The following is a 19883-nucleotide window of genomic DNA, read 5'->3' as shown; positions in this document are numbered from 1 at the left end:
GAACGAGTTTTGTTAAAAATAAAATATAGACACGCGGAATGCGTGCCTTTATTCATTTGGCCGGTCAAAACTTATTTTCCCCAGCTTCAATGTCCGAACATCCCTTATGAACACTTCCGCCGTCTTGTCATAGTCTATCAGGCCGCCAGCTGATAAACAGCCTCTTTTTTTTCCAATATGATCAAATAAGTCGACGATTTCATTTTCATTTGATAGATTGTCGATTTGATAGCGATCCATTAAACGATCTGGATAATGCTTGATCAAGTATCGCATCGCATAAGCTGCTACATCCTGCAAATTTAAAATCTCATCCTTAATGGCGCCTGTCGCAGCCAGCTTCAGCCCGACTTCTTCATCTTCAAATTTCGGCCAAAGAATGCCTGGGGTATCGAGCAGCTCCAATTCTTTTCCTGTCTTGATCCAGCTTTGCTGTTTCGTTATGCCTGGACGATCGCCGGTTTTGGCAATGTTTCTTCCTGCAAGGCGATTGATCAGCGTTGATTTGCCGACATTCGGAATTCCAACAATTAATGCGCGGATCGCCCTTGGTTTTACCCCTTTTGCTTTCATTTTTTCACGTTCTTTTTCGAGCAGTTCTTTTGAAAGCTGCACGATTTGTTTTAGTCCTGATCCTGTTTGCGAGTCGATGGCTATTGATGCAATGCCCTGTTCTTTGTAGTACTGAATCCATTCTTTCGTAATGCTTTCGTCTGCCATATCCTTTTTATTTAAAATTAAAATTCTTTTTTTATTGGCAATAATGTCATCAATCATCGGATTTCTCGATGACTGAGGGATTCGGGCATCGACAAGCTCATAGACAATATCTATCAGTTTCAATTTTTCAACAACTTGCCGTCTCGCTTTTGCCATATGCCCTGGAAACCATTGAATCGTCATCTACTTCACCTACTTTACAACTCCAAATTCAGAAAGCGGCCAATAAACAAAATTAGTTTTCCCCATAACTGATTCAATCGGAATGGTCCCTATATGCCGCGAGTCTTTGCTGTATCTTCTATTATCACCCATAACAAACAATTCGCCTTCAGGCACAGTTGATCTTCCAATAATGTCTTCAAGTTTAAATGGTTCTGTTAAAGGGCCATCCACGCCGTTTTGTTTATATTTTTCCAAGTATGGCTCTTCATACTTCTTGCCGTTAATGTAGAGGGTGTCATCTTTATATTCTATATGATCGCCAGGCAAACCGATGACACGCTTAATGTAGTCTTTCTCTTCCGTTGCATGAAAGACGACAATGTCAAAGCGTTTTATTTCACCAAGCTTCGTTCCGATTTTATTCACGATCATTCGGTCCTGGTCTTGTAATGTCGGCATCATGGAAACTCCATCAACGACAATCGGAGCAAAGAAAAATGTCCGAATGACGACCGCCAACAAGACGGCGACACCTAGAGCTTTCATCCACTCAAAAAATTCATTTTTTTTACGTGACATTTCTTTCACACCTTTATGTTTTTAAAATGGTTTTTTATTTATTTTAATACAATTATTGGCTTAACAAAAGAACATGTCCACCTATTTTTAAACAGATTATGCTTTCGCTAAATAATTTTTTCCAAAAATATTAAATGAATTCATAAGTGAATGACTGCTCACATGACAAAAGGGCCTGTATTGAATACAAGCCCTTTTTATGTTCGAATGTTTATCTTTCTTTAATGCGAGCTGCTTTACCATGTAGATTGCGCAAATAGTAAAGTTTTGCACGACGCACTTTGCCTCGGCGAACAACTTCGATTTTCGCAATTCTTGGAGTGTGCAGCGGGAATGTACGTTCAACACCTACGCCGTAAGAAACTTTACGAACGGTAAATGTTTCGCTAATACCGCCGCCGCGGCGTTTAATCACAACTCCTTCAAAAACCTGAATCCGTTCACGGGAGCCTTCAACAACCTTCACGTGAACACGGACGGTATCCCCAGGTCTAAATTCAGGCAAATCTGTGCGAAGTTGTTCTTTCGTAATTTCTTCAATTAATTTTTGCATCGCAATCATCTCCTTCCAACAGATGCTCATACAAGATGCTTGCAGCGGAACATCGTTTTAAAAAGACAAGACCGGCTGTCTATGTCACAAAACGTATCTTATCATAGGAAACAAACCATTTGCAAGCATTCATTTCGCCTTTTTTATTTCTTCCAGCCATTTTTTTTGCTTTTCCGTTAAAGAATAGCCGTCCAATAAGTCAGGTCTGCGCTCCCATGTTCTTCGGAGCGATTCTTTTTCCCGCCATTCGGCTATTTTTTCGTGATGGCCTGACAATAACACATCAGGCACCTTCATCCCCCTGAATTCAGCAGGGCGGGTGTAATGCGGATGTTCAAGCAGTCCCGTTGAAAAAGAATCATTTTGGTGCGATTCTTCATTTCCGAGAACACCTGGTAGAAGACGCACAACACAGTCAATGATGACCATCGCGGCAAGCTCGCCACCTGTCAGGACAAAGTCTCCAATTGAAATTTCGTCTGTCGCAAGAAAACGGATTCTTTCGTCGTAGCCTTCATAATGCCCGCAAATAAATATTAGATGATCTGCTTGAGCCAGCTGCTCTGCTTTTTTTTGGGTAAAGCGTTCTCCTTGCGGACAAACAAGTATGACTTTCGAATGCTGTGCGTTTCGCTTTTCTTTTACAGCCTCAACAGAATGAAAGATCGGCTCCGGCTTTAATACCATGCCGGCACCGCCACCGTACGGATAATCATCGACCGACTGATGCTTGTCTGTTGAATAGTCTCGAAAATTAATAACGTTAATCGAAACAGCATCCTTCTCCTGAGCTTTTTTTAAAATCGATTGGTTAAAAACTCCAGCGAACATATCAGGAAATAAAGTCAGTACATCGATAATCATTTGTCCAATAACCCTTCCATAGGAAAAATGATGACTCGCTTCTCTTTCACATCAATATGTTTCACAACATCCTCGATATATGGAATCAACAAATCTTTTTTGCCTTTTCGTTTGACAACCCACACATCGTTAGCACCGGGCGTTAAAATTTCATTTATGATCCCCAGCTCATCGCCGTCTTCGGTATACACGGAGCATCCGATAATTTCATGAAAATAATATTCTCCTTCATCCAGGCTGCCAAGCTGGCTTTCTGGAACCTTTATGTCTGAGCCTTTAAACGGCTCAACCTCATTGATCGAATCATACCCTTCAAAAGACAATAAATCAAAATTTTTATGAATTCGATGAGATTTGACAATGACTTCAACAGGCTCTTTGTCTTTTTGAAAAATGTATAAACGGTTTCCGCGTTTATATCGCTCATCAGGAAAATCAGTTACGGAAACGACGCGCACTTCGCCGCGAATTCCGTGCGTATTGACAATTTTTCCGACTTGAAACCATTTTTCGGCCATATGATCACCTCTAGCGAATCTCTTTTACTACTCCATCTTCGATCACAATCGTTTTTTCATTCAGCAATTGATCCCAGTTGTCGCCTTCTTTTACTTCGATTACTGCGTTCACTTCCCGTTCTTTTAATTCGCTGCCTAGAGGGAGCATATCGATTTGCTGAAGCTTAAATTCCATCAACTTCATTTTTTCCTTTCTTTTGTTGATTTCCTGATGGTACTGGGAAATGATGGACTGGTTTTTTGTTGTTTTTTCAGCTTTTTTCAGCTGAAAATATAATTGATCGCATTCCCGTTTCATTTCTTCTTTTTTTGCCTGCCATTTATGAATCAGTTTTTCCTTGCTGTTTTCCGTCAATATTTGCTTTACTGTGATCGGATAAATGATTTTCATTCCTCTCTCCTCCAGTCATAAAATTGCTCCGAGGAGTATATTCATGGAAGATCCCTCCCGGCTTTTCCCTTCTGGCCAGAAGAGGGAGGTCTGGAATCGTCGCAATTTCAAATGTGATTTTTTGATCCTGCGAAATCAGCTTTTCTTCTTTTGTAAAAAAGGCGAGGAGCAATCCCCTCACCTTTTAATCATTAATTTTAAGCGTTACTCTCATTGATTTGCCGCTAGCCGCTGCATAAACGACCGTCCTGATCGCTTTTGCAATACGGCCTTGTTTTCCAATCACTTTGCCAATATCGTCTTGGTGAACAGAAAGAGTATATACAATTTCACCTTTTTTCTCCTCTCTGTTCACCTTGACTTCATCCGGATGATCAACAATAGCTTTGGCAATTGTTGTTATTAACTGTTCCATAATAATCACACATTATTTACTATATTTCGCATTGTGGAATTTTTCCATAATCCCTTGTTTCGAAAACAGGTTACGAACAGTGTCAGACGGTTTTGCACCGTTTTGAAGCCACTTAAGAGCCAATTCTTCGTCAATTTTCACTTCAGCAGGATCCTTTACTGGATTGTACGTACCGATCGTTTCAATGAAACGTCCATCTCTAGGAGAACGGGAATCAGCTACAACAATGCGATAAAATGGAGATTTTTTTGCACCCATGCGTTTTAAACGAATTTTAACTGCCATATTTTTTTACACCTCCGAAATATTTTCAACAAAATAGAATATTATCAATGATCAAAAAGTTTGTAAAGTGTTTTTTCTTAACAGAATAAATTTTTATTACATAAAAGGAAATTTAAATCCTTTTCGCTTGCCTTTTGTCATTGAAGTCATTTGCTTCATCATTTTTTTCATTTCTTCAAACTGCTTTAAAAGCCTGTTTACTTCCTGGACAGAAGTACCGCTCCCTTTAGCAATCCGTTTTCTTCTGCTTGCATTAATAATTTCCGGCTTCTCTTTTTCTTCTTTTGTCATGGAGCGGATGATCGCTTCAACGTGGCTTAGCTGCTTTTCATCAACTTGAATGTTTTTCAAGCCTTTCATTTTCCCTGCACCAGGCAGCATGGAAATCAACTCATCAAGAGGACCCATGTTTCTTACTTGTTCAAGCTGCTCTAAAAAATCATCGAAAGTAAAAGACATCGTCCTCATTTTTTCTTCCAGCTGCTTCGCTTTCTCCTGATCGACGTTCTCTTGAGCCTTTTCGATCAGGGTCAAGACATCTCCCATTCCTAATATACGCGATGCCATTCGTTCGGGGTGAAACGGTTCGAGCGCATCCAGCTTTTCGCCCATCCCGGCAAATTTAATCGGAGCACCTGTTGCCGCACGAATGGAAAGCGCAGCACCGCCACGTGTATCCCCATCAAGCTTTGTCAAAATAACACCGGTAATGCCAAGCTCATCATGAAAGCTTTTTGCCACATTGACGGCATCTTGTCCAGTCATGGCATCGACAACGAGAAAAATCTCATCAGGATTTGCAGCTTCCTTCACCTGCTTTAATTCATCCATCAGATTTTCATCGATATGCAAGCGTCCGGCTGTATCAATGAGAACATAATCATGATGCTCATTTTTGGCGTATTCCAGCGCCTGTTTGGCTATTTCAACAGGGCTTACCTTGTCGCCGAGTGAAAATACAGGCATGCCAAGCTGCTTTCCTAATGTTTCTAATTGTTTAATGGCTGCAGGACGATAAATATCAGCTGCAACAAGAAGCGGGTTTCGGTTATGTTTTTTTCGCAAGTAGTTGGCAAGCTTTCCAGTCGTAGTCGTTTTCCCTGCACCTTGAAGGCCCGCCATCAAAATCACCGTCGGCGGCCGTTTGCTTACGGCAATTTTGCTCTGCTCGCCGCCCATCAGCTCGGTCAGCTCTTCTTTCACTACTTTGATAACTTGCTGGCCTGGTGTCAAGCTTTTCATGACTTCCTGGCCAACAGCCCTTTCGCTGACTTTCTTAATAAAGTCTTTGACGACTTTATAGTTGACGTCCGCTTCCAAAAGAGCAAGACGAACTTCCCTCATCATTTCTTTGACATCCGCTTCAGAAACCTTTCCTTTGCCGCGGATTTTAGCCATCGTGTTTTGCAGTCGGTTGGCTAATCCCTCAAAAGCCATGGCGGCTCCTCCTAATCCAGTTTTTCCAAAAGATGAAGTAGTCGGTCAAATTCTTCCTTCATTTCTGATTGGAAAGGCAGACCTTTCAGCTTTTCAATTATTTTTTTACGCTCTTGAAATTTCTTGAACAGCTGAAGCTTCTGCTCGTATTCCTCCAGCATCATTTCCGTCCGTTTTATGTTGTCGTACACTGCCTGGCGGCTGACGTTGTATTCTTCAGCAATTTCACCTAGGGAGTAATCATCCAAGTAGTACAGAGACATGTAGCTTTTTTGCTTTGGCGTCAACAACGACTGATAAAAATCAAATAAATAATTCATCCTCGTTGTTTTTTCAAGCAACATCAACACCCCCTGTTGTTAAGTGAATTGCCTTTACATGTTTTTAGTGTATCGATTCTAACTGTAGATGTCAAGTTTTTTTCTTAACACAATTACGTTACGCTTCATCTACTAAATCGGCAAACAGCCCATAAACATATTTCTCTGCATCAAATTTCTCAAGATCGTCCATTTTTTCGCCAAGCCCCACCAGTTTTACAGGAATGTTCAGCTCATTTCGAATGGCTAGAACAATTCCTCCCTTCGCAGTGCCATCCAATTTTGTCAAGGCAATTCCAGTGACATTTGTCGCCTCCGAAAACTGTCTTGCCTGGCTCATTGCATTTTGTCCTGTTGTTGCATCAAGGACAAGCAGCACTTCATGCGGAGCACCTGGAATTTCCCGTTCGATAACCCGCTTTACTTTCTCAAGCTCTTTCATTAAATTCATCTTATTTTGAAGCCGTCCAGCAGTATCACATAATAAGACGTCTACTTTGCGAGAGCGAGCGGCCTGAATGGCGTCATACACGACGGCAGCAGGATCAGAGCCTGCCGATTGTTTAATCACATCTACGCCAACCCGATCCCCCCAAACTTCCAGCTGTTCGATGGCGCCTGCTCGGAACGTGTCGCCGGCAGCAAGAAGGACAGATTTTCCTTCTTCTTTTAATCGATGTGCAAGCTTTCCGATCGTCGTCGTTTTTCCAACACCATTGACGCCAACAAACAATACGATGTTTAACCGGCCGTCTTCAATGTTTAAATCGGTAGGAGCGCCGTCTTCTCCTTGGTAAATTTCAACAAGCTTTTCGGAAATGGCAGCGCGCACTTCCTTCGGTTCTTGAATGTTTCGCCTTTTCACTTCCTTTTTCAATTCATCGATCAAGTCCATGACCGTTTGAACGCCGACATCGGCAGTAATCAAAATTTCCTCTAATTCCTCGAAAAATTCTTCATCAACCTTTCGATAGCGCGAAACAAGTTCATTTAAGCTTTCTGTAAAAGAGCTTCTCGTTTTTTCAAGCCCTTCTTTAAATTTTGCCGTTACTGAATCCTTCTGCTTTGAAATTTTTTCTTTTAATTTCTTAAAAAAACTCATTTATTTTTTCTTCCTTTCACGACGATTTCACATATCTAACTGTATCTTCCAAGCGGACGGATACAACTTTTGACACTCCCGATTCTTGCATTGTCACACCATATAAAGCATCCGCTTCTTCCATCGTCCCTTTCCGGTGGGTGATGACAATAAATTGAGTATTCTCACTGAAACGCTTCAAAAATTTAGAAAATCTTTGAACGTTTGCTTCATCCAATGCCGCCTCTACTTCATCGAGAACACAAAACGGAACAGGACGTACCTTTAATATGGAAAATAGAAGGGCAATTGCAGTCAAAGCGCGTTCGCCTCCGGACAGCAGGCTTAAATATTGCAGTTTTTTCCCTGGAGGCTGAGCAATAATGTCCACTCCGGTGTTTAACAGATCGTCGGGATTTGTCAAAATTAAATCCGCTTTTCCGCCTCCGAACAGTTCTTTAAAAACGATATCGAATTGAGAACGTATTTTGGCAAACATTTGGGAAAACTGCTTTTTCATTTCTTCATCCATTTCGGCGATGACTTTAAAAAGAGTTTCTTTTGCATTCAATAAATCGTCCCTCTGTTCAGTTAAAAACTCATGCCGTTCACGCACCCGCTCGTACTCATCAATTGCCCCTAAGTTTACGGTTCCAAGCTCTTCTAATGCCAGTTTAATCAGCTTTACTTTTTTCTTCGCCTCTTCTTTCTCCATCTGTAAAGGAAAGCGGGCCTTTGCTGCTTCAAAAGTTAGCTTATACTCATTTTGCAAATAATTCAAGAGCTGATCAAGCTCCACATCCAGCCTGTTTAATTTTACTTCCTCATCTTTTAGAACGTCCGTCAGTTGTTTATGAGCGCGCTTCAGCTCTTTCCATTCTTTTTCTTCTCGTTCCAGCTCTTCTTGCATGCTCATTCGCTGGCGTCTGCGGGATGCGATCAATTCAATTGTTTTATTTTTGTCCTCAAGCTTCTCCTTTTTTATTTCTTCCAATTGGATTTCACCGGAGTGATCGCGGTCGATTTCATCCAATAATAGTTGTAAATCTTTTTCCGCCTCTTTCTTTTTTTGAATCGCCAGATGATATTCTTTTTCAAGGCGTGCTAATTGTTCCTTACTATTTTTAAAGGATTCCTCTTTTCCTGCAAGAATAATTTTGAGCTCTGTTATTTCCTGCATCCATTCTTCCTTTGATTTTTGCTGTTTCTCCTTCTTCTCGGCCAGCTGACGAATCTCTGAATCTAGCTGTTGTATTTGTCCTTCCATTTGTTCGATGGAGGACAGCAATTTTGTTTTTCTTTCATCTAACTTCTCCTGTTCTTCTACATAGGCGATTTTTTCAGCATCGTAAAGCTTCAAATGATCATTAATATTTCGCTCTTTTAATTCAATTTCCCTCAAGCTGCCCTTCAAAGCTTGCTCTTCCATTCGCAAAGAAGATCCTTCTTCCCGCAGATCATCAAGCTCTTTCTCTTTTTTGGCAATCGATTGCTTCAGATTTTTTACTTCTTTTTCGAGCAAAGCTGTCTTTTCTTCCATTTCCGCAATTTTGTCGCGAATCGACTCAAGCTCTCGGTTTTTGGTAAGGAAAGAAGGTGATTTCTGCTTCACCGCTCCTCCTGTCATCGATCCGCCTGGATTGACTACATCGCCTTCAAGCGTAACAATTCGGTGCGAGTACTGAATTTGTTTGGCAATCGCATTTGCCCCTTCCAACGTTTTTGCAATAATAACGTTTCCTAACAGATTTTCTATGATCGGCTTATATGCTGATTCATATTCCACGAGTTGAGACGCTATCCCGATAAAATCAGGATGGCTTTCTGCAATCGAAAGCTGATATTTCGGGATTGAGCGGCCTTTGATGACAGATAAAGGAAGGAACGTCGCTCTGCCGAATGCATTTTTCTTCAAAAACGCAATCGCCTGTCTTGCCGATTCTTCATCGTCAACGACTATATGCTGGCTTGCCGCGCCAAGAGCAATTTCAATGGCTGTTTCATATTCATGTTTCGTTGTCAACAGCTCGATAGCAGCACCATGTATGCCTTTTAGCTTGTGTTTTGCTTTTAAAACTTCGCGGACACCCTGGAAGAAACCGGTATAATCCTCCTGCATCGCCTCTAGCATTTCTTTTTTTGATTTTGCTTTTTGTAAATATTGATATGCTTGATAAAGCAGCGATTCCTTCTTTTCATATTGTTGTTTTAGGCTTTCCAACGTTTTTAAGCCTGTATGATAAGAGGAAAGCTGATTTTGCAATGTTTTTCCGATTTTAGAAAGCTGTGCTTCTATTTTCCCTTTCTCTTTTTTCAGCTCTTTTCTTTCGGAAATATATTTTTCGTTTGCCTCGTCTAAGCGGTCTGCTTTGACTTTTCGCAAGCTTAGCTGCTCCTCAATATAATTGATTTCATTTCGAGCGCTTGCCAGTTCATTTAATTTTTCAAAATAGTCACTTTTTAGCTGCTCAAGCTTTTCCTCGATGTTTCCATCCAGGCTTAGCAGCTCGTTTTCTTTTTTTTGCAGGAAGGATTTTAGTTCTTTTACTTCTTTTTCGCATGTTTCATAGACACTTTTTTGCTCTTCTTTTTCTTTTAATAATTGATTTATTTGTTCAGTCAGCTCAGCGATTTGCTCTTTCAACTGCTGTTCGTTTTGCGCCGCATGTTTTTTTCTTTCTTTTAAAACTTCTTTTTTCCCTTCAAGCTTCTCCAGTTCTTCGCTTGCCAAAAGAAGAACTTGCTGCAAATCATTGATTGATTCATCCAATGCACTGATTTGATCCCGCATTTCTTCCAGATTCGCTTCTTTTTTTTGTATTTGCGATGTCAGCTCTAGTTCGCGATCGCGATTTTCTTCGACCGAACGCTTCAATGCTTCCCATCTATCATGAAGCTCTTCAATTTCATGCGCGAGAAGAGCGACCTCATGCTGCTTCAGTTCTTCCTTTTTATCCAAATAATCCTTTGCAATAGATGCCTGCATTTTAAGGGGCTCAATTTGCGCATTCAGTTCATATAAAATGTCTTGAACTCTATTTAAATTTTCTTCAGTTTCAGCAAGTTTTATTTCAGCTTTCTTTTTTCGGGTTTTATATTTTAGCACACCAGCCGCTTCTTCAAAAATTGTCCGCCGATCTTCCGGTTTCGCGCTTAAAATTTCTTCAACCTTTCCTTGGCTGATAATTGAAAACGCTTCTTTTCCGAGACCGGAATCCATGAACAGGTCGATAATATCTTTTAAGCGGCAAGATTGCTTGTTTATAAAAAATTCACTTTCTCCAGAGCGGTAAACTCTTCTTGTCACACTTACCTCATGATAATCGATCGGCAAAAACTGATCGCCGTTATCAAGAGTTAAAGTGACTTCCGCCATATTTAAACGTTTGCGAGTATCGCTTCCAGCAAAAATAATATCCTCCATTTTGGATCCTCTTAATGATTTTGCTGATTGCTCCCCAAGAACCCATCGAATAGCTTCTGTTATATTCGATTTTCCGCTCCCATTTGGGCCGACAACAGCGGTAACACCGCCAGCAAAATCAACGCTGATCCGATCTGCAAAAGATTTAAATCCTACGATATCTAAACGTTTGAGGAACATGGTGATCCCCTTTCATTCCAAATAAGTCTTTCCTATTTTACCATAACAAAAAATGATCGGAGCAATATCAATAAAAAATCCCCCGTTTATTTTTGGGGGAATTCGCCTAATTTTTGCAATCCTTGTTCAGCTGCATGCTGTTCTGCTTCTTTTTTGGAACGGCCCACTCCTGAACCGATCACCTCTCCGTTTAAAGATACGGTTGCAACAAATTCTTTATTATGAGCGGGGCCTTTTTCTTCCAAAATTTTATAATCCAAAACACCTTTTCCGTCACGCTGAATAAGCTCTTGCAATCTGCTTTTAAAATCCATCACATGAGAAAAAGCACCTTCGTCGATTTTCGGGAAAACGACCTTATTTAAAAAAGAAGTGACTGACTCAAGACCTTGATCCAAATACAAAGCGCCGATAAATGCCTCAAAGACATCAGCTAAAAGAGCTGGACGACCGCGCCCCCCAGTCATTTCCTCTCCTTTTCCGAGCAAAACGAGTTCGCCAAAAGAAAGCTCGTTGGCAAAAGTAACAAGCGATGGCTCGCAAACAATGGCAGCTCTCAGCTTTGTTAAATTGCCTTCAGACATTGTCGGATATTTTTTATACAAGTACTCCGAAACCGTCAGCTCCAATACTGCATCACCTAAATATTCCAGCCGTTCATTGTCTTCATACGGTTTTTTGCGATGCTCATTCACATAGGATGAATGTGTAAAAGCCTGAAATAAGAGCTTTTCATTCGTGAACGTAATGCCGATTTTTGCTTGGAAATCACGAAACTTTTCTATTTTTTTAAAAAAATTTTTTTTTAAATTTGTTTTGTTAGGCATACGTTACCTCCATTTTCTAAACAAATGAAACAACCTCTACTTTATGTTAACAAAAAAAGGGATGAAAAGGGAGAAAGCCCCGCAAAGATACGGGACTTTTTAAAAACATGCAATTATAGTTTACTCTGTATGTAATTAACTGCATCCCCTACAGTCACAATTTGTTCCGCTTCTTCGTCGGAAATTTCCATGCCGAACTCATCTTCTAATTCCATAACAAGTTCAACAACGTCTAGGGAATCAGCGCCGAGATCGTCTTTAAAAGAGGATTCAAGCTTTACTTCAGATTCATCAACTCCGAGACGGTCGACGATGATCTTCGTAACACGCTCCAATACATCTGCCATAACTTTCACCTCCCTCCAGTATTATAGAAGATTTGTCTTCATATTACTACAACGAATTCAAAATTAATACATGACCATTCCGCCGTCGAGACAAAGTGTTTGCCCTGTCATATAGGAGCTTTTATCAGAAGCTATGAATGTTACCATATTGGCAATATCATTCGGCTCGCCGAAACGTCCGAGCGGAATTTGTTTGAGCATTTCATTTCTTATTTGTTCAGGGAGCTGATCCGTCATATCGGTTGAAATAAAACCTGGCGCTACAGCATTTACTGTAATATTTCGGCCCGCCAGCTCCTTCGCAGTCGTCTTCGTCAGTCCGATAATCCCGGCTTTAGCCGCTACATAGTTTGCCTGTCCAGCATTACCAGCTATACCGACGATCGATGCGATGTTGATGATCCTGCCGGAACGCTGCTTCATCATTTGTCTTGTGACCGCTTTTGTACAATTGAAAACACCTTTTAAATTTATGTTGATCACGTCGTCCCATTCTGATTCTTTCATTCGCATAAGCAAATTATCTTTCGTGATTCCGGCATTATTTACAAGAATGTCGAGACGGCCGAATCGTTCGATTACTTCATTGACCATGCTGTTTACTTCATCAGCATTTGCAACATTAGCGCGAATGGCAAAAGCTTTCCGTCCTAAGGATTCAATTTCTTTTACCACTTCATTGGCTTTTTCCTCATTACCAGAGTAATTTACAGCAACATCCGCGCCATTTTTGGCAAGATCAATAGCAATCGCTCGGCCGATTCCGCGGCTTCCTCCCGTTACAAGGGCCGTTTTCCCTGAAAGCATAATCATACCTCCTTTATGTCATGAACAACTGCTTCTAATGATGACAAATCAAAAATATTGTATGTTTTAACGCTGCGATCCACCTTTTTGACAAGACCTGTCAGAACTTTTCCAGCACCGATTTCAATAAACGTTGTCACCCCTGCTTGAATCATCGACCGTACACTTTCTTCCCATCGAACAGGAGAATAAAGCTGCTCAATCAAAAGGCTCTTGATTTCATCTTTATTTTGAACAGGAGCAGCAGTCACGTTTGCGATGACAGGAACGGATGCATCTTGAATGGTCACTTCATCAAGCACTTTTGACAGCTCGCTGGCAGCCGGCTTCATCAATTCAGAATGAAATGGACCGCTTACTTCCAGCGGGATTACCCGCTTGGCGCCCTTTTCTTTAGCAAGCTCCCCAGCTCTTTGTACTCCTTCTTTTGTTCCAGAAATAACGATTTGCCCGGGACAATTTAAATTTGCCAGTTGTACTAGTGTGCCTTCATTCGAGATTTGTTTTGTTATGTTTTCAAGTTCTTCCTGCACCATACCTAAAACGGCAGCCATGGATCCTTCTCCTGCAGGAACCGCTTTTTCCATCAGTTCACCGCGCTTTCTTACAACATAGACTGCATCTTCAACTGTCATGACGTTTGCCGCCACTAATGCTGTATATTCACCCAGGCTGTGTCCGGCAACATAATCAAAAACGACTTCATACTGTTTCAATGCTTCAAAAATCGCAGCGCTTGTCGTCAGCAGTGCAGGCTGTGCATTGTATGTTAACGTCAATTCTTCTTGCGGACCGTTGAAAATAATAGAAGTTAAATCAAAGTCTAAACGTTCATTTGCTTTTTGAAAAATTTCCTTGGAAATGGGAACTTGATCAAAAAAATCTTTTCCCATACCGACTTGCTGAGAGCCTTGTCCCGGAAACAGAAGAGCAGTTTTCCCCATTGTCAATCCCCTTTCAATTGCATGTTCTGAATCGTTTCTTCTATCGTTGAAGATACGGAGTTCGCCACTATTTCCCGAGCCTGGCGAATAGCATGAAAAATAGCCAGCTCATCGGATGAACCGTGGGCTTTGATCACCGGTGCTTTCAGCCCGAATAAGCAAGCCCCGCCATGCTCTGAATAATCCATTTTTTTCTTTAGTCCTTTTAATTTCGGCTTCAAAACAGCTGCAGCAATTTTCGCTGTAAAAGAGCTTGTCAACGCATCTTTCATCATGGCAAATACCGAAAGTGCTGTGCCTTCAATGGCTTTCAAAGCAATGTTTCCTGAAAAACCGTCCGTTACTACAACATCAGCCGCTCCTGACAGCAGGTCGCGCGCTTCTACATTGCCGACAAAGTTGATCGGCGATTGAGATAGAAGTAGAAAAGCCTGTTTAGCTAATTCGTTCCCCTTTTTCTCCTCCGTTCCAATGTTGAGCAAGCCAACTCTCGGAGATTTGATCCCTCTCACCTTTTCTGCATAAACGGAGCCCATGATTGCATACTGCTGCAGATGTTCCATTTTCGCATCTGCATTAGCGCCGACATCGAGCATCACAAAGCCTTTTCCATCAAGGGTCGGCAGCGTTGGTGCCAGCGCCGGCCGGTCGATGCCGTTTATACGGCCGATAATAAACAGACCGGCAGTCATAAGCGCGCCTGTATTCCCAGCTGAAATGCAGGCATCCGCCTTTTTGTCGCGAACTCTTTCAGCCATAATGACCATCGACGCATTTTTTTTTCTGCGCACAGCCCGAACAGGTTCGTCGTCATTTTCAATTTTTTCTTCTGTATGAAAAATAGAAACGTTTGTATGTCTACCTTCTAACAATGGAGTGATCAGCGACTCATTTCCGATTAATTCAATTTCCAAATCAGAAAATTCATCAAGCGCTCTTAATGCTCCTTTTACAACCGCTTGAGGCGCGTTGTCTCCCCCCATTGCATCAATGGCTATCTTCATGTTTTGCCCCTTCCTTTTTAGATTGATTCGCAGATCTGAACATTTCAAATTCACCTGAAAAAACGAGTTCGTTGCCGACATAGCTGTTTACTTCAACAAACGTGCGGCCTTTATCTCGGTCAATGCGAGTGACTTTTGCTTTTGCGACAACGCGCTCATTTTCTTTTACTTGCCGTGTGAAACGGATTGTCGCTTTAGCCGTTAATGCCAATTCATCATCAATGCAAGCAACGGCAAGAGAGTTCGCTTGTGCAAATAGATGATGGCCGCGTGCAATTTGATTTCGGCTAAAAACATGCTCTTTTTTAACATCAAAAATCGAAATAGCCGATTTATCGAGCTCAAGATCAATAATTTCACCGATCACTTCATCAATCGGAAGGGATTTGACTTCATCTTCAAGTTTTCGTTCAGCGACATGCTTGATTCGTTCTCTTAATTCCGGGATCGACAGTTCTAGTCTGTCCAAACGGATGGTTTGGACGCTGACGCCAAATTTTTCAGCTAATTCTTCATCTGTAATAAAAGGCGTTTCTTGAATTGTTTCCAACAATAAACGCTGTCTTTCCTTTTTACTGCGTCTCATTTTTTACACCGTCCGACTAGTATTAAGACTAGGTACTAATAACAAGTATATAATCAAAGAAATAAGTTTGCAACCATGAATTCTTTTTTGGCTAATCCAGCTTCTCTCCGCTCAACACTCCGGAAGCCTCTAAATCATCGCGGAGCGGCGCAAATTGTTCATCTTTCCAAAAAGCATCAGACTGAATCAGTTTGGCAGCGTCAGATCTCGCAGTTTCAAGCGCTCTGTAATCATGGACCATGTCGGCGATTTTAAACTCTGGTATGCCGCTTTGTTTTTTGCCGAAAAAATCTCCTGGACCTCTAAGCTCCAAATCTTTTTCAGCTAAACGGAAGCCGTCATCTGTTTCCGTCATAATTCTCATTCTTTCTTTTCCTATTTCTGATTTCGGATCTGAAAGCAGTATGCAATAGGATTGCAAATTTCCCCGGCCAACTCTTCCTCTCAGCTGATGGAGCTGGGCAAGACCAAACCGCTCCGCATCGTAAACTAACATGACCGTGGCATTCGGTACGTTTACGCCCACTTCCACTACTGTCGTGGAGACAAGAACTTGCACTTTATTTTCGCTAAAATCCATCATCACCTGATTTTTCTCTTCTTGTGACATGCGTCCATGCAAAAGGCCGATTTGAATTCTGCCCTGATAAAATTGAGTTAATTGACTGTGCACTGTCACAGCATTTTCAACATCCAAATTTTCCGATTCTTCAATTAACGGACAAATCACATACGCTTGATGGCCCTTTTTCACTTCTTTTTCAATAAATATTAGAATTCGGGTTAACATTTCCGGCCGAACCCAATATGTTTTTACCTTCTTTCTTCCGGAAGGCATTTCATCAATGATGGAAACATCCATTTCGCCAAATGCAGTTATAGCAAGAGTTCTTGGAATAGGAGTTGCCGTCATAAATAACACATCTGGGAATTCTCCTTTTTCCCGCAATATTCTTCGCTGATTGACGCCGAACCGATGCTGTTCATCCGTAATCACAAGCCCTAAACGGCAAAAATTCACTTCCTCCTGAATAAGGGAATGCGTCCCTATGATCATGTTAATGTCCCCGGATTTCAACTGAAGAAGCAGTTCTTTTCGTTTTTTCCCTTTGATTGAGCTTGTTAATAAAGCGATGCGGACAGACGTATGCGAAAAAAGATTTGACAATGATTTCGCATGCTGCTCAGCTAAAATTTCCGTCGGAACCATCAATGCCGCTTGATAGCCGCTTAACACAGCGGCATACATCACAATGGCAGCAACTGCGGTTTTCCCTGATCCAACATCTCCTTGAAGAAGGCGGTTCATCCTGTAGGGTGAAGACATATCGGATAAAATTTCCGAAACGACACGCTTTTGTGCGTTTGTTAATGAAAAAGGAAGCGTGTCGATAAAGGATTGCAATTCTTTTCGATCAAAATGATGAGAAATTCCTCTTGAGGAAGACCTGCGAAAATGTTTAATCGCCTGCATTTTCAATTGAAATAATAAAAATTCTTCATAAACAAATCTTCTTCTTGCTTGTTTCAGTTCATCGGCATTTTTGGGAAGGTGCATGGCTCTTACCGCTTCTTCTTTCATCAGCAATTTATATCGCTTCCTGAGCATTTCCGGCAAATTTTCTGGAATAAAACTGGAATACGACTGGATGGCGGTCCTGATAATCCGTTTTAGCTCTGAAACAGTCAGCTTTCCGCGGACTGAATAAACGGGTTCTACTTCTTGATTTTGCTTATGAGGCCCAAAATGAATCTGTTGAACATTGACAGTTTGCCGATTGCGGTCCCAAATGCCAGAGACGGTAACAACTTGATTGATAGCAAGCTTCTGTTTGTAATATGGTCTATTAAAACAAACTGCAGTGACAACATAACGGCCGACAAGCATGCGAAAGGAAAGACGCGACCGCTTCTTTCCGTAATAGGTCAGCAATGGCTCGCTGTAAACCTTTCCTTCGACTGTCACCCTTTCTTTATGCTTCACTTCAGCAAGATCCTTTAAACGGTTGTCTTCATAGCGATTAGGAAAATAATAAAGCAAATCAGAAACAGTATGTATTCCCATATCATGCAGCAAACGTTCTGTTTGTTCTCCTACCCCTTTAACCGCTGTGACCGGTTGTAGCAATTGGTTCATGTTCTGTTTGCAGCTTTGAACTTAGCCGCGGGAAACCTCCTTTAAAACCGTTTGAAATATCGATATTTAGTTTACCAAAAATACTTAAACCGTGAAATAAAAAGAGGAAGGCCGAAGCCCTCCTGCTCTACTCAACTGAAAAAATATAAGAATATAATGGCTGATTTCCATTATGAACCTCAATTTCGATATGTTCATAATGATTTTCAACATGTTGGACTAATTGGTCTACTTCGTTTTCGGATGCATCTTCTCCTTGGAGAATCGTCAATATTTCATCCTCTTCATCGATCATTTGATCCAACAACTTTTTGGCAGCTTCAAGCTTGCTTTTATCTTTTGCGACGATGGTTTTCTCGTAAATCCCCATGAAGTCTCCTTTTTCTATCGCAAGTCCGTCAATACTTGTATCCCTTACAGCATATGTGACTTGTCCTGTTTTCACATTCCTGCTTGCTTCCTCCATCGCCTTTACGTTTTCCTCTAAACCGAGTTCAGGATTGAAAGCCAGCAGGGCGGATAATCCTTGAGGAACGCTTTTCGTTTCAATGACTCTTATATTTTTATCAGTTATTTGTGCTGCTTGATTGGCTGCCATAATGATATTGGAATTGTTCGGCAAAATAATAATATTCTCTGCGTTCAACTGTTCGACAGCCTTTACAAAATCTTCCGTACTTGGATTCATCGTCTGGCCGCCTTCAATAATTTTTGTTGCACCAATTGATGTAAAAAGATCGGAAATTCCCGAGCCCATGGCAACCGCGATAATTCCGTACTTTTCATTTTTGGGTGCCGCCGGTTCAGTAGATAATACATTTTCCGTTTGATTATTGACAATTGTACTATGCTGCTCGCGCATGTTTTCAATTTTCATATTCAATAAGCTGCCGTAGCGCTGCCCGTATGTCAATACCTCGCCAGGCTGTTCAGAATGGATATGTACTTTGACAAGTTCATCATCGGCAATTACTAAAAGCGAATCTCCGAACCGGGATAAATCTTCGCGAAATTTCTTTTCAGAAAACGGCTCTTTTTCTTTTTCAAACCGAACCATAAATTCTGTACAATATCCATATTTAATATCTTCTGTATTAATATGACTTTGTGCATTTTTATGATGCTCTGCACTTACCAGTTTGTCCATCGAAGGAAGCTTAGGGGATTCGGAAATTTTCTCTCCCTTTAATTCTGCCAAAAATCCCTCGTAAATAAATACAAGTCCTTGTCCACCGCTGTCCACAACGCCCACTTCTTTTAGGACAGGCAGAAGCTCAGGCGTTCTCTTTAATGACTCCTTTGCTTCTTTTACCACTTCTTCCATAACAATTGTCAGATCATCGGTTGATTTAGCTGTTTTAACAGCTTTTTTCGCAGCATCTTTTGCAACCGTTAAAATGGTCCCTTCAACAGGCTTCATAACAGCTTTATAGGCAGTATCAACACCTGCTTGAAAAGCTTTAGCAAATTCATCCGCATTGATCGATTCTTTTCCTTCAACCGCTTTTGCAAACCCACGAAAAAGCTGGGATAAAATAACCCCAGAATTTCCACGCGCGCCCATTAACAGACCTTTTGCAAATGCTCCAGCTACAGAACCGATATTTGATGAAACATGTTTTTGTACTTCTTTTGCTCCAGCTGTGATGGATAAATTCATGTTTGTTCCCGTATCCCCATCCGGAACAGGAAAAACGTTTAACGCATCCACCACTTTCGCATTATTAGATAGATGATTCGCTCCTTGAATCACCATTTCCGCAAAGCGCTTCCCATCAAGCAAAGTATTGGCCACAAATGTTTCCTCCTTCTCTACGGATTCGTTACACGAACCCCTTGCACATATATGTTAATGGAATCGACAGATAATCCAAGAATTTGATTTAATGTATATTTCACTTTTGTTTGAACATTATGAGCAACTTCTGATATTTTTGTTCCATAGCTGACAATAATATACATATCAATATGAACGCTCTCTTGTTCTTGGCGGACGATCACTCCACGGCTGAAATTTTCTCGCCGTAAAATTTCTGAGAGTCCGTCTTTAATTTGATTTTTGGAAGCCATTCCGACAATTCCGTAACAATCAACAGCTGCACCGCCGGCAACTTGTGCGACTACATCATTCGAAATTTCGATCTGGCCATATTTCGTTTTTAATTCGATGGACATTCGAGTTCCTCCTTTAGCATACGTTCATTACTGTAGATGAGCAAATTCACTAACATAAATTTACATCCGAACAAAAAAGGAGACATGAACCCGATTCCTTGATTAGAATAGATGTGTCACCAAA

Annotated in this window: 21 protein-coding genes; all 21 read right to left on the bottom strand. The window is 41.1% G+C overall.

Annotated elements, in window-relative coordinates; translation table 11 throughout:
* Positions 1–48: 48 nt before the first annotated feature.
* Positions 49–903, bottom strand: a complete 855-nt coding sequence (gene ylqF / locus FB379_RS08315; RefSeq protein WP_063388422.1) for a ribosome biogenesis GTPase YlqF — start codon at positions 901–903, stop codon at positions 49–51.
* A 9-nt stretch (positions 904–912) separates the two neighbouring features.
* Positions 913–1464, bottom strand: coding sequence for a signal peptidase I (lepB, locus tag FB379_RS08310; RefSeq protein ID WP_063388423.1), 552 nt, complete (start codon positions 1462–1464; stop codon positions 913–915).
* Positions 1465–1675: 211 nt separating this feature from the next.
* A complete protein-coding gene (gene rplS / locus FB379_RS08305) occupies positions 1676–2017 on the bottom strand; it encodes a 50S ribosomal protein L19 (RefSeq protein WP_063388424.1) in 342 nt (113 codons plus the stop codon).
* A 129-nt stretch (positions 2018–2146) separates the two neighbouring features.
* Positions 2147–2881, bottom strand: a complete 735-nt coding sequence (gene trmD, locus FB379_RS08300; RefSeq protein WP_063388425.1) for a tRNA (guanosine(37)-N1)-methyltransferase TrmD — start codon at positions 2879–2881, stop codon at positions 2147–2149.
* Positions 2878–3399: a ribosome maturation factor RimM gene (gene rimM, locus FB379_RS08295; RefSeq protein ID WP_066246531.1), complete on the bottom strand. Its 522-nt coding sequence runs from the start codon at positions 3397–3399 to the stop codon at positions 2878–2880. Before rimM ends, trmD begins: the two co-directional genes overlap by 4 nt.
* Before the next feature lie 10 nt (positions 3400–3409).
* Complete coding sequence (locus FB379_RS08290) at positions 3410–3790, bottom strand: YlqD family protein (protein ID WP_063388427.1); 381 nt, start codon at positions 3788–3790, stop codon at positions 3410–3412.
* A gap of 184 nt (positions 3791–3974) precedes the next feature.
* Positions 3975–4205 (bottom strand): KH domain-containing protein, encoded by a 231-nt coding sequence (locus FB379_RS08285; RefSeq protein WP_063388429.1) that lies wholly within the window; start codon positions 4203–4205, stop codon positions 3975–3977.
* A gap of 12 nt (positions 4206–4217) precedes the next feature.
* A complete protein-coding gene (rpsP, locus tag FB379_RS08280) occupies positions 4218–4490 on the bottom strand; it encodes a 30S ribosomal protein S16 (protein WP_063388430.1) in 273 nt (90 codons plus the stop codon).
* A gap of 96 nt (positions 4491–4586) precedes the next feature.
* Positions 4587–5927, bottom strand: coding sequence for a signal recognition particle protein (gene ffh / locus FB379_RS08275; RefSeq protein ID WP_066246533.1), 1341 nt, complete (start codon positions 5925–5927; stop codon positions 4587–4589).
* 11 nt (positions 5928–5938) lie between these two features.
* Complete coding sequence (locus FB379_RS08270; RefSeq protein ID WP_063388432.1) at positions 5939–6271, bottom strand: putative DNA-binding protein; 333 nt, start codon at positions 6269–6271, stop codon at positions 5939–5941.
* A gap of 94 nt (positions 6272–6365) precedes the next feature.
* Positions 6366–7349, bottom strand: a complete 984-nt coding sequence (ftsY, locus tag FB379_RS08265; RefSeq protein ID WP_144597739.1) for a signal recognition particle-docking protein FtsY — start codon at positions 7347–7349, stop codon at positions 6366–6368.
* A 16-nt stretch (positions 7350–7365) separates the two neighbouring features.
* Positions 7366–10932: a chromosome segregation protein SMC gene (gene smc / locus FB379_RS08260; RefSeq protein WP_144597738.1), complete on the bottom strand. Its 3567-nt coding sequence runs from the start codon at positions 10930–10932 to the stop codon at positions 7366–7368.
* Positions 10933–11018: 86 nt separating this feature from the next.
* Positions 11019–11759, bottom strand: coding sequence for a ribonuclease III (gene rnc, locus FB379_RS08255; protein ID WP_063388435.1), 741 nt, complete (start codon positions 11757–11759; stop codon positions 11019–11021).
* Positions 11760–11872: 113 nt separating this feature from the next.
* Positions 11873–12106, bottom strand: a complete 234-nt coding sequence (locus FB379_RS08250) for an acyl carrier protein (RefSeq protein WP_063388436.1) — start codon at positions 12104–12106, stop codon at positions 11873–11875.
* A 63-nt stretch (positions 12107–12169) separates the two neighbouring features.
* Complete coding sequence (gene fabG / locus FB379_RS08245; RefSeq protein WP_063388437.1) at positions 12170–12913, bottom strand: 3-oxoacyl-[acyl-carrier-protein] reductase; 744 nt, start codon at positions 12911–12913, stop codon at positions 12170–12172.
* 2 nt (positions 12914–12915) lie between these two features.
* The gene (gene fabD / locus FB379_RS08240) at positions 12916–13857 is read right to left on the bottom strand and encodes an ACP S-malonyltransferase (RefSeq protein WP_063388438.1); all 942 of its coding nucleotides are present in this window, start codon (positions 13855–13857) and stop codon (positions 12916–12918) included.
* A 2-nt stretch (positions 13858–13859) separates the two neighbouring features.
* Positions 13860–14861, bottom strand: coding sequence for a phosphate acyltransferase PlsX (gene plsX / locus FB379_RS08235; RefSeq protein WP_144597737.1), 1002 nt, complete (start codon positions 14859–14861; stop codon positions 13860–13862).
* A complete protein-coding gene (fapR, locus tag FB379_RS08230; protein WP_063388440.1) occupies positions 14845–15447 on the bottom strand; it encodes a transcription factor FapR in 603 nt (200 codons plus the stop codon). The genes plsX and fapR overlap by 17 nt, the downstream gene beginning before the upstream one ends.
* A gap of 91 nt (positions 15448–15538) precedes the next feature.
* Positions 15539–17584: an ATP-dependent DNA helicase RecG gene (recG, locus tag FB379_RS08225; RefSeq protein ID WP_144597736.1), complete on the bottom strand. Its 2046-nt coding sequence runs from the start codon at positions 17582–17584 to the stop codon at positions 15539–15541.
* Positions 17585–17711: 127 nt separating this feature from the next.
* Positions 17712–19379 carry a DAK2 domain-containing protein gene (locus tag FB379_RS08220; RefSeq protein ID WP_066246543.1) on the bottom strand — a complete coding sequence of 556 codons (1668 nt, stop codon included), beginning with the start codon at positions 19377–19379 and terminating at the stop codon, positions 17712–17714.
* Positions 19380–19396: 17 nt separating this feature from the next.
* A complete protein-coding gene (locus FB379_RS08215; RefSeq protein ID WP_063388443.1) occupies positions 19397–19759 on the bottom strand; it encodes an Asp23/Gls24 family envelope stress response protein in 363 nt (120 codons plus the stop codon).
* Between the last annotated feature and the right edge of the window lie 124 nt (positions 19760–19883).

The organism is Aeribacillus composti, from assembly GCF_007827555.1.
Classification (GTDB): domain Bacteria; phylum Bacillota; class Bacilli; order Bacillales; family Aeribacillaceae; genus Aeribacillus; species Aeribacillus composti.
Note: the sequence above shows the minus strand (reverse complement) of the source record. Positions and strands in the feature narration are given on the sequence as shown.